8 protein-coding genes and 2 pseudogenes are annotated in these 9,562 nt (G+C 66.5%); 6 read left to right on the forward strand and 4 right to left on the reverse strand.

Features of this window, described 5'->3' with window-relative positions; genetic code table 11:
- Positions 1-120: 120 nt before the first annotated feature.
- Positions 121-771, forward strand: coding sequence for a TIGR04211 family SH3 domain-containing protein (locus tag VJS90_RS14200; protein ID WP_324122280.1), 651 nt, complete (start codon positions 121-123; stop codon positions 769-771).
- Positions 772-777: 6 nt separating this feature from the next.
- Here VJS90_RS14200 and VJS90_RS14205 read toward each other — a convergent pair whose 3' ends face one another.
- Complete coding sequence (locus VJS90_RS14205) at positions 778-1,713, reverse strand: 5'-nucleotidase (protein WP_324122281.1); 936 nt, start codon at positions 1,711-1,713, stop codon at positions 778-780.
- Between the two features lie 97 nt (positions 1,714-1,810).
- Positions 1,811-2,692, reverse strand: a complete 882-nt coding sequence (locus VJS90_RS14210) for a LysR family transcriptional regulator (protein ID WP_324122282.1) — start codon at positions 2,690-2,692, stop codon at positions 1,811-1,813.
- A gap of 104 nt (positions 2,693-2,796) precedes the next feature.
- Between VJS90_RS14210 and argC the strand changes: the two genes are divergently transcribed.
- Together argC and VJS90_RS14220 are read left to right on the forward strand one after the other, a co-directional pair.
- Positions 2,797-3,756, forward strand: a complete 960-nt coding sequence (argC, locus tag VJS90_RS14215; RefSeq protein WP_324122283.1) for an N-acetyl-gamma-glutamyl-phosphate reductase — start codon at positions 2,797-2,799, stop codon at positions 3,754-3,756.
- Between the two features lie 61 nt (positions 3,757-3,817).
- On the forward strand, positions 3,818-4,504 hold the full coding sequence (locus VJS90_RS14220) for a GNAT family N-acetyltransferase (RefSeq protein ID WP_324122284.1): 687 nt from the start codon (positions 3,818-3,820) through the stop codon (positions 4,502-4,504).
- 7 nt (positions 4,505-4,511) lie between these two features.
- Here the strand turns inward: VJS90_RS14220 and VJS90_RS14225 are convergent, their stop codons facing one another.
- Entirely contained in the window at positions 4,512-5,054 is a 543-nt protein-coding gene (locus VJS90_RS14225) for an Rrf2 family transcriptional regulator (RefSeq protein ID WP_324122285.1), read from the reverse strand.
- 177 nt (positions 5,055-5,231) lie between these two features.
- Between VJS90_RS14225 and VJS90_RS14230 the strand changes: the two genes are divergently transcribed.
- The 3 genes and pseudogenes from VJS90_RS14230 to VJS90_RS21880 form a co-directional block, all read left to right on the forward strand.
- The gene (locus VJS90_RS14230; RefSeq protein ID WP_324122286.1) at positions 5,232-6,437 is read left to right on the forward strand and encodes an NAD(P)/FAD-dependent oxidoreductase; all 1,206 of its coding nucleotides are present in this window, start codon (positions 5,232-5,234) and stop codon (positions 6,435-6,437) included.
- Between the two features lie 217 nt (positions 6,438-6,654).
- Positions 6,655-7,179 (forward strand): annotated as a pseudogene (locus VJS90_RS21875) (MCP four helix bundle domain-containing protein); the annotation flags it as partial.
- A 78-nt stretch (positions 7,180-7,257) separates the two neighbouring features.
- A pseudogene (locus tag VJS90_RS21880) lies at positions 7,258-8,265 on the forward strand (methyl-accepting chemotaxis protein); the annotation flags it as partial.
- Positions 8,266-8,291: 26 nt separating this feature from the next.
- On the opposite strand, the gene VJS90_RS14240 reads toward VJS90_RS21880, so the two are convergent.
- Positions 8,292-9,562 (reverse strand): response regulator (locus tag VJS90_RS14240; protein ID WP_324122288.1); only part of this gene is annotated, 1,271 nt, incomplete at its 5' end.

Genomic DNA, 9,562 nt, shown 5'->3' on the forward strand with positions numbered 1-9,562 from the left:
CTACACTGGTCAGTGAACCAGCCTCGATAAATGCGGTCTTTGGCTGACGGTCACACCACCCGACCGGTTCAGCGGCCCAGTCCTCGGGCCTACATTTGCCCTGTAGATGCGAAGATCAACATGCCCGATTCCCGTCCCGCCATCCTTGCCTTCCCTGCCCTGCGCGGCAGCCTGATCGGCGTCCTGTTGCTGCTTGCCGGCCCCTTGCACGCCGAGGAAGCGGCCAGCGATGCGCGTTGGGTCAGCGACAGCCTGAGCACTTACGTGCGCAGCGGCCCGACCGATGGTCACCGGATCGTCGGCAACCTCAAGTCGGGGCAGAAAGTGACCTTGATCGGTACCCAGGGCAACTACAGCCAGGTGCGCGGCGAAAGTGGCAGCGTGGTCTGGATTTCGACCAGCGACCTGCAGGACGTGCCTGGCCAGGCCGAGCGCCTGCCCCAGCTCGACACCCAGGTGACACAACTGAGCGAGCAGCTCAAGACCATCGACGACAGCTGGAAGACCCGTGTCCAGGGCATGCAGGAGACCCTGGATTCGCGCAAATCGCTGATCGATGAACTGGAAACCCGCAACAAATCCCTCAACGAACAGCTGAGCCAGGCCCAGTCCGAATTGCGCGGCACCCAGGCGCGCCTGGGCGACGAGAACAAGCAGGTGATGATGCGTTACATGGTCTATGGCGGTGGCATCGCCGGTGCTGGGCTGCTTGCCGGTCTGATCCTGCCGCTGCTGACCCGCGGCCGCAAGCGCAACGACCGCTGGTTCTGAGGCGGCTCAACCCACCTGGTTGGTGACCCCGAACGGGATATGCACCGAGGGCACCACGGTGCTGGTGCTTTTCAGGTGCGCCGACTGGTCGTCGAAAAAGATGTGCGGCTTGAGCACCTGCAATACCCGGCGCTTCTCGATACCGCCGAGAAAGAACGCATCGTTGGCCATCACGCCCCAGCTTTTCAGGGTGTTCAGCGCCCGTTCGTGCGACGGCGCGCTGCGGGCGGTGACGATGGACACGCGCAGGCGGTTCTCGTAGCCGGGGTTGCTGATCTTGTGGTGCTCCTCCGCCGCCTGGATCCGCGCGATCCGCACGAAAAACTCCTTGAGCGGGCCAGGGTTGTGCGGCTGGGCGACGTTGAGCACCTCGTGGGCATGGAAGCTGTCCAGCCCGGCGCGCTGCATCACCGCCTCGGACTCATCGCCCGCCAGCACGCCATCGAAGTCGAAGGCGATGCGCAGGCTGGGGTCGTCCTCATCGTCGTCGAACTGCGAGTCGAGCACCTGGCCCGCGGGGTATCCCGCATTGATCGCGGCGTCCACGTCGCGCTTGCTGGCCGACAGGAACAGCGCGATGTTGAGCGCCGGGATGAATTCGTAGGGCGACCTGCCCTGCATGAAGATCGCCCGGGTCATGCCCAGGCCGTGGTGTTCGATGGTCTTCATCACCCGCAGGCCGGTGTCGGGGTCGTTCTGCGACAGCAGCACCACTTCGACCAACGGGTCCTCGGGATCGCTGCACAGGTCGTTCAGGGCCAGCAGGCGCTTGATGAACGGAAACGCGATGCCCTTGCCCAGCGGCGCATGCAGGTGCTGCTCCTGGTACTTGCGGTACTGCGCCTCGCCTTCGCGGCGAAACACCGCATCGGATTCGCCCAGGTCGAACACCGCGCTCGACGCGACGCCGATCACCAGGCGGTTTTCCAGTTCGTAGGGCATTCGTTGTTCCTTGATGAGGGTCATGGCTCGTGCAGGATACCGCGATGCCAGCAAGTCAGGCTTAGTCTGGTGCACTGGCACAGCAGATCGATACGCTTCACTGCCGCAGCCCTGCCAGTGCCTCGAGCACATGCCCCGTGGCGCGCTCCAGCTCGCCGACCCGGCAGGCGATGCCGAGCTGTCGCCACAACCCCGGCCGCAGCGGCCGCCGGACAATGCGCGGGTCGAGCTCGGGAGCCTCGCCCTCCTGGGGCAGCAGCGTGGCACCGTAGCCGGCGCCCACCAGACTCTTGATCGCATCGTTGTAGTTGAGCTCGATGCGGGGCTCGGGGTACAGCCCTGCCGCCGCAAACCACTCGGACGTGACCCGCGACAGCTGGGTGCCACTGTCATTGAGAATCAAGGCCCGCGACGCCAGCCACGCCGCCGTTATTCGGGCGGGTGGCCGCCAGTCGGCCGGCACATGGGCCAGGATCGGGTCTCGCCGCCAGGGCCGGACCAGCACGCCTTTGCCAGCCACCTGCGGCAGGGCCACCAGGCCGATGTCCAGGCTGCCTTCACGAACACGCGTGAGCGATTCCTGGGAGGTTAGCACCTGCACCTGCACATCGATGCCAGGATGCTGCACGCGCAACACTTCCAGCGCCCGGGGCAGCAGGTGCGCGATGGCACCGGTCGAGGCGCCCAGGCGCACCCTGCCCACCCGCCCCGCCACCTGCCGGCGCACGTCATCCAGTGCCTGGCCGGCATCGGCAAGCAGGCGCCGGGCCCGCAGCAGCAGGGTCTCACCGACCGCGGTCGGCCGTACCTGGCCGCGCGTGCGCGACAGCAAGGGCGCACCGATCCGCGCTTCCAGGTCGGCGATGTGCAGGCTGATGGTCGGTGGGGCCAGGTTGAGCTGGCGGGCCGCCTCGGCAAAGGAGCCGAGATCGGCGATCACCACCAGTGTGCGCAGTCGGTCTAGGCTGATTTCTCGCATGGGCCTGATTCAGTTTTGATGAACGTGATCATCATGATATTCAAATTTTCTTTCGTCCAGCCTCGGGTGAGGATACGCACCTTCCCCCCAGACGGATTCCGACCATGCACCAGCCGCTCGTATTCATCGATGGCGACCAGGGTACCACCGGCCTGCAGATCCATGCCCGCCTGCACGGCCGGCACGACCTGCGCCTGCTGACCCTGCCCGAAGACCAGCGCAAGGACCCGCGCCAGCGCGCCGAGGCGATCAACAGCGCCGACGTGGCGATTCTCTGCCTGCCCGATGACGCCGCCCGTGACGCGGTGGCGTCGATCCGCAATCCGGCGGTGCGGGTCATCGACGCCAGCTCCGCCCATCGCACGTCCCCTGGCTGGGTCTATGGCCTGCCTGAGCTGGACGGCCAGCAAGCAGAACGTATCGCCCGGTCGACCCGCGTGAGCAACCCCGGTTGCTATCCCACGGGCGCCATCGCCCTGCTGCGGCCGCTGGTGCAGGCCGGCCTGCTGCCCGCCGACTTCCCGCTGGCGATCCATGCGATCTCCGGCTATTCGGGTGGCGGACGCGCGGCGGTCGAGCGCCATGAGCAGGCGGACGCCCACGGCCTGGCTGGCGTACAGCTGTACGGCCTGGACCTTGCCCACAAGCACGTCCCGGAAATCCAGCAACATGCCGGCCTCGGCGAGCGGCCGGTGTTCGTGCCCGGTTATGGTCATTACCGCCAGGGCATCGTCCTGAGCATTCCCCTGCAACTGCGACTGTTGCCACCGGGCGTGACGCCCGAGCACTTGCAGCAGTGCCTCGAGCGCCACTACCAAGGCGCCCGGCACGTCCAGCTGGCACCGCTGCACCAGGACGGCGCCGCCGCCGCGCTCGACCCGCAGGCGCTCAACCACACCAACGACCTGCGCCTGGCCCTCTACGCCAATCCGGCCCACGGCCAGGTAGTGCTTACCGCGGTATTCGACAACCTCGGCAAGGGCGCGTCAGGCGCCGCGGTACAGAACCTGGACCTGATGCTTGGCGCGATGCAGGAGCAGAGCCCGGCGCGCAAAACCGGTTAGACTGTGCAGCCCCGCGCCACCCTGGGCGCGGGTTGCCTCAACAGCCGGAGCCCTGTTACCGATGTTCATTCTCCGCCGCCTCGACGGCATGCCCCCGGAAAGCTTCCAGAACCAGATCCGCCAACTGGTGATCGACCACGTCAGCGACCTGAGCAGCGTGGGCATTGCCCCGGGCAACCCGTTGTATCCCCTCTATCAATATGGCGTGGGTCTCGAGGTGCACCAGTACCTGGAGGCGATGGACGGCTCACGCGGCCTGGCGGTGGAGGTGCTGCTGGCGCTCGACGCCGACGCCCCTGACCTGTTGCTCGGCTTTGCGATCACCCTGCCCGCCCAGGATGATCCGCAGGCGTGCGCCATCGCGTTCCTCGCCGTGGCGCCTTCGCACCGGCGCCAGGGCATCGCCCGGGCCATGGTGGGCGAGATCGGCACGCGCCATGCCTGCGTCGAGCTCAACTGCTTCGTGCAGCAAGTGCCCTGGTTCGAGGCCATGAGACTGCAGGTGGTCGCCGCTGCGGGCACGCAGGTCCTGATGACCAGCACCGGGACCGCCAGCGGCGCGCTGATCGGCCGCCTGGACATCGCACCGATCTATCGCACCCTTGAAGTAGGACAGATTCACGCCTACCTGGTGAACCAGCATGGTGATGAGGCGATGATCGACGCGGAAAAGGAACGGGACCAGCGGCTGGACCAGCTGGCCTGGCAGGCCCAGGAGTTCGTGCGGCAACGGCGGGTGGTGCACTAGGCTCCTGCTACGGCTCCACCTGCCTCACGGCAATATCCCCACCCTTACCCTCCCGGCGCTCGGTCATCCAGTCGTTCACCTGCTCGCCAAACACCGCGGGCGCCTTGCGCCCGAAGCGCCGGGCGAGATCGAGGACGGTCTGCTGGGCCAGCGCTTCCTCCATGCGTTTCTGCGCCGTGAGCATCACCGCGTGAATGGCGCAGGTGCCTTCGGTGGCCCAAGGCGGCGGCGCGCCGTCGAACACGGCGCAGCGCTCGCGCACCTCGCGGCAATCGAAGATCTTCTTGCTGCCGTCGATGGCCGTGACGATGTCGAGCACGGTGATCTCATCCGAGGGCCGAGCCAGGCGAAAGCCACCCCGCACCCCTTCGGTGGCCGCGACCAACCCGGCACGGGCGAGCTTGGTGAACACCTTGGCCAGGTATTCATGTGGCACGCCTTGCAGGTCTGCCAGGTCGCGCACGCTGGCCTCGCGGCTGTCGCCACGCTCGTCGACCAGAAACAGCAGGCAGTGGATGCCGTATTCGACGCCTGCACTGTAAAGCGACATGTCTATCTCCGACTGGGTTTGTCGCAAATAGTATCCCACCTTTCTATCCCTCTCAAATCAAGACTGACCACCTGTCGAAACCAGAGGCGCGCGATGAAAAGTGCTTGCAGGTCATAACTACGATTAATATAGTCGTAGTTACTGAGCACCCACCCCCAACCCGTCGGAGATCTCGCCATGCAACAACACATCCTGATCATCGGTGCCGGTTTCGCTGGCGTCTGGAGCGCCCTGAGCGCCGCCCGCCTGCTGGACCAATACGCCCGCAAGGACATCGCCGTGAGCGTGCTCGCGCCTCAGCCGGAGCTGCGCATCCGTCCGCGCTTCTACGAAAGCGATGTGCATAGCCTCAAGGCGCCAGTGGGCGAGCTGTTCAAGGCGGTGGGTGTCGAGTTCATCCGCGGGATTGCCCAGCACATCGATGTGGAAAGCAAATCCGTGGGCTACCTCGACGACGAAGGCCGCCGCCAGCACCTGGGCTACGACCGGCTGATCCTCGCCGCCGGCAGTCATGTCGCGCGCCCGGACCTGCCAGGCCTGGCGGACCACGCCTTCGATGTCGACCAGCTAGAATCGGCCGCGCGTCTCGAGCGGCACCTGGCGAGCCTCGCCAGCCGCCCAGACTCCACCGCCCGTAACACCGTGGTAGTGGCGGGCGGCGGCTTTACCGGGATCGAGACCGCGACCGAAATGCCCGCACGCCTGCGTGCCATCCTTGGCGACAACGCACAGGCCAGGGTGATCATCGTCGACCGTGGCCAGCACGTCGGCGCGGCGCTGGGCGAAGGCATCACCCCCTCGATCATCGCGGCCTCCGAGCAGTGTGGCGTCCAGTGGCGGGTCAATTCGTCGGTGGTGGGCGTCGATGCCAACGGCGTGACCCTGGACAATGGCGATCGCATCGAGGCCAGCACCGTGATCTGGACCGTGGGCGTGCGGGCCAGCAACCTGACCGAGCAGATCCCCGGCGAGCGCGACCGCCAGGGGCGCCTGCGCGTCGATCCGCACCTGAAAGTGATCGGCCAGCCGCACATCTATGCCAGCGGTGACATGGCCTGGGCCGCGGCGGACGAGCTGGGCAACCACGCCTTGATGACCTGCCAGCACGCCATACCTCTGGGCCGTCACAGCGGCAACAACGCGGTCGCCGACCTGCTGGGCGTCGCCCCGGTGGTCTACCGCCAACCTAAGTACGTGACCTGTCTGGACCTGGGTGACTGGGGCGCCGCCTACAGCGAAGGCTGGGAGCGCGAGCTCAAGCTGCACGGTAGCGAGGGCAAGGCGCTGAAGCGGCAAATCAACACCGAATGGATCTACCCGCCCATCGCCGATCGGAGCCTCGCACTCGCCGCCGCTGACCCGCTGATTCCGATCGTCGCCTGAACCGCTCTGGGCCCTGCCATGGAGGTGCGGAGGACTGTTCAAAAATAATGGCATCGTGGCATCATCCAAATAAAAAAAGTGCCGATACAGGGTGATGACAATCCACTAATCCGCAGTGCATCAAGATGCCTGGCGCCCCCTTCCGGTGAGCCGGTACAGCTCATGCGCTTGACGCCTGCCAGCCAATGTCAGGGAGCATCCCATGCAGTTACGCAACATGAAGATCGGCACCCGGGCGGCCAGCGTGTTCACGCTGCTCGCCTTGCTGGTCACGGCAATGGGGCTTCTCGCGCTCTACGAGACCCGGCAGATGGACAGCGCCACGGACGACATTCGGGTGACCTGGATGCCTGCTGTCATGGCCCTGGGCGATGTCAGCAACAACCTTGGCCGGGCGCGGGCACTGACCCTGCGCAGCGTGCTGCTCGAGGAAAGCAACCAGCGCGCCAGCACACTGGCTACGATCAAGGGCGTCAACCAGGAACTGGACGACGGCCTCCAGGCTTATCAGCGCACCATAATCGCCGCGGATGACCGCGCGCTGTTCGATGCCTTCACGGCGGCACACAAACGCTATCAGGACCTGCAGACCTCGATCCTCACCGAAATCGGCGCGGGCAACATTGCCCAAGCCAAGGTTCTGATCAGCGGCCCGCTGGCCGAGTACGCCGACACCATGATCCACGCCCTGGACGCTTTGATCGACTACAACGGCAAGGGCGCCGAAGCGGCCTCGGAGCGCAGCAGCACGGTCGCCGACGAGGCCTTCAGCTTCCTCGTTGTCTCGCTGCTGGTGATCCTGCTGGCCCTGGCACTGATCGCCACCCTGCTCACCCGCAGCATCGTCCTGCCCCTGGCCGATGCCGTGTCGGTCGCCGAGCGCGTGGCGACCGGTGACCTGACCCGTGACATCGCTTTCACTGGCCGCGACGAGCCGGCCCTGCTGCTGGGCGCGCTCGACCGCATGCAACAGAGCCTGCGCACCACGATCCGGCAGATCGCCGCGTCCTCCGACCAGCTGGCCTCGGCCTCCGAGGAGCTGCATGCGGTGACCGAAGACACCAGCCGCGGCCTGCATCAGCAGAGCGCCGAGATCGACCAGGCGGCCACAGCCGTCAACCAGATGACCGCAGCGGTGGAAGAGGTCGCCAGCAATGCCGTCAGCACCGCCGACGCCTCCAAGGGCGCCGACCAGACCACCCAGGACGGCCGCCATCAGGTCAACCAGGCACTGGCCTCGATCCAGCACCTGGTGGCCGATGTCACCGGCACGTCACGCGAGATGGAACAGCTCGCCAGCAGCGCCAACGAGATCAGCCGCGTGCTCGACGTGATCGGCTCGATCGCCGGCCAGACCAACCTGCTGGCCCTCAACGCCGCCATCGAGGCGGCACGGGCCGGGGAAGCCGGGCGCGGGTTCGCGGTGGTGGCCGACGAAGTGCGGGCGCTGGCCCACCGGACCCAGCAGTCCACGGGCGAGATCGAGCAGATGATCGCCGGCATCCAGTCGGGTACCGAGCGCGCCGTGACGGCCATGCACAGCAGCCAGGCCCGCGCCAACGGGACGCTGGACGTGGCCCAGGCGGCGGGCGATGCGCTGGAGGTCATCGCCGAAGCGATTGCCTCGATCAACCAGCGCAACCTGGTGATCGCCAGCGCGTCGGAGGAGCAGGCGCAGGTGGCCCGGGAGGTGGACCGCAACCTGGTGAATATCCGTGACCTGTCGATGCAGACATCGGCGGGCGCCAACCAGACCAGCGCGGCGAGCCAGGAGCTGTCGCGGCTGGCGGTGGAGCTCAACGGCATGGTGGCGCAGTTCAAGGTATGAGGCCTGCGCCGCTGGGTATTGACGCCTCAGTCCGGTGACAGGCGGCGGCGTACCCGGTCCAGCAACTCGCTGATGTGAAACGGCTTGACCAGCATGTCCATGCCTTCGTCGAGAAACAGCTGACGGTTGGTGGCCGTCTCGGCGTAACCGGTCATGAACAGGATCGGCAGCCTTGGCCGGTGCTGGCGCGCGTGATCGGCGAGTTCACGGCCGTTCATGCGTGGCAGGCCGACGTCGGTCAGCAGCAGGTCGATGCTCGGGTCGGTGCGCAGGTGGGCCAGCGCCTCGTCGATATCGTCCACCGCCGTGCAGCGAAAGCCCGCATCGACCAGCACTTCGTTGACGAACATGCGCACCGAGGCCATGTCCTCGACGATCAGCACATGCTCGCCAGCCCCCTGGTGCTCCTCCAGCACACGTTCGGTCTCGGCCACGGCAGGATCGCTGCTGGCGGGCAGCATCAAGGTAACTTCGGTGCCCCGCCCGGCGACGCTGCGAATGCCGGCATGGCCGCCGGACTGGCGGGCAAAACCGTAGATGGTCGACAGCCCAAGGCCGGTGCCCTGCCCCAGCGGCTTGGTGGTGAAGAAGGGATCGAACACCTTGTCGATCAGGGTGTGGTCGATGCCGGTACCGTCATCGCGCACGGTCAGCACCACGTAGGGGCCGTCGGCCAGGTTCGGGTTGCCCTGGGTCCACGCCGAATAGGTATTGACCCAGATGTTGCCGCCCAGGGGCAGCGCGTCACGGGCATTGATCACCAGGTTGAGCACCGCGCTTTCCAGCTGGATCGGGTCGACCAGGGCGATGGCCGGCTTATGGGTGAGCTCGAGCTTGAGCGCGATGCGTTCGCCGATGGTGCGCGACAGCAGCTCTTCGAGCGAGCGCACGTGCTCGTTGATGTCCACCGGGCGCGTGTCGAGCGGCTGCTGGCGGGCGAACGCCAGCAGCCGGTGGGTCAGCGAGGCGGCGCTCATGGCCGAGCTCAGCGCCGCGTCGGCATAGCCCAGCACCTTCTCGTGGCGCCCGTCGGCAATGCGCTTCTTGGTCAGCTCCAGGCTGGTGATGATGCCGGTCAGCAAGTTGTTGAAGTCGTGGGCGATGCCGCCGGTGAGACTGCCCAGCGCGTCCATCTTCTGCACTTGCAGCAGCTGCGCCTCGGTGCGCGCGCGCTCGGCGACCTCCTTGGCCAGCTGGGTGGTGGCGTCGTCCAGGCGGGCCAGGTGCGAACGCTCGCGGTGGCGGTGTTCGGTGACGTCCTCGACGAACACCAGGCTCAGGCCCGGCGTGCGGTACG

Origin of the sequence: Pseudomonas sp. (genome assembly GCF_035277045.1) — a bacterium.
Taxonomy (GTDB): Bacteria; Pseudomonadota; Gammaproteobacteria; order Pseudomonadales; family Pseudomonadaceae; genus Aquipseudomonas.

Excerpts from the sequence above, each read along its gene's own strand:
- VJS90_RS14210 (WP_324122282.1), bottom strand. The coding sequence starts at position 2,692 with ATGCGAGAAATCAGCCTAGACCGACTGCGCACACTGGTGGTGATCGCC.
- VJS90_RS14205 (WP_324122281.1), bottom strand. The coding sequence starts at position 1,713 with ATGCCCTACGAACTGGAAAACCGCCTGGTGATCGGCGTCGCGTCGAGC.
- VJS90_RS14220 (WP_324122284.1), top strand. The coding sequence starts at position 3,818 with ATGTTCATTCTCCGCCGCCTCGACGGCATGCCCCCGGAAAGCTTCCAG.
- VJS90_RS14230 (WP_324122286.1), top strand. The coding sequence starts at position 5,232 with ATGCAACAACACATCCTGATCATCGGTGCCGGTTTCGCTGGCGTCTGG.
- argC (WP_324122283.1), top strand. The coding sequence starts at position 2,797 with ATGCACCAGCCGCTCGTATTCATCGATGGCGACCAGGGTACCACCGGC.
- VJS90_RS14200 (WP_324122280.1), top strand. The coding sequence starts at position 121 with ATGCCCGATTCCCGTCCCGCCATCCTTGCCTTCCCTGCCCTGCGCGGC.
- VJS90_RS14225 (WP_324122285.1), bottom strand. The coding sequence starts at position 5,054 with ATGTCGCTTTACAGTGCAGGCGTCGAATACGGCATCCACTGCCTGCTG.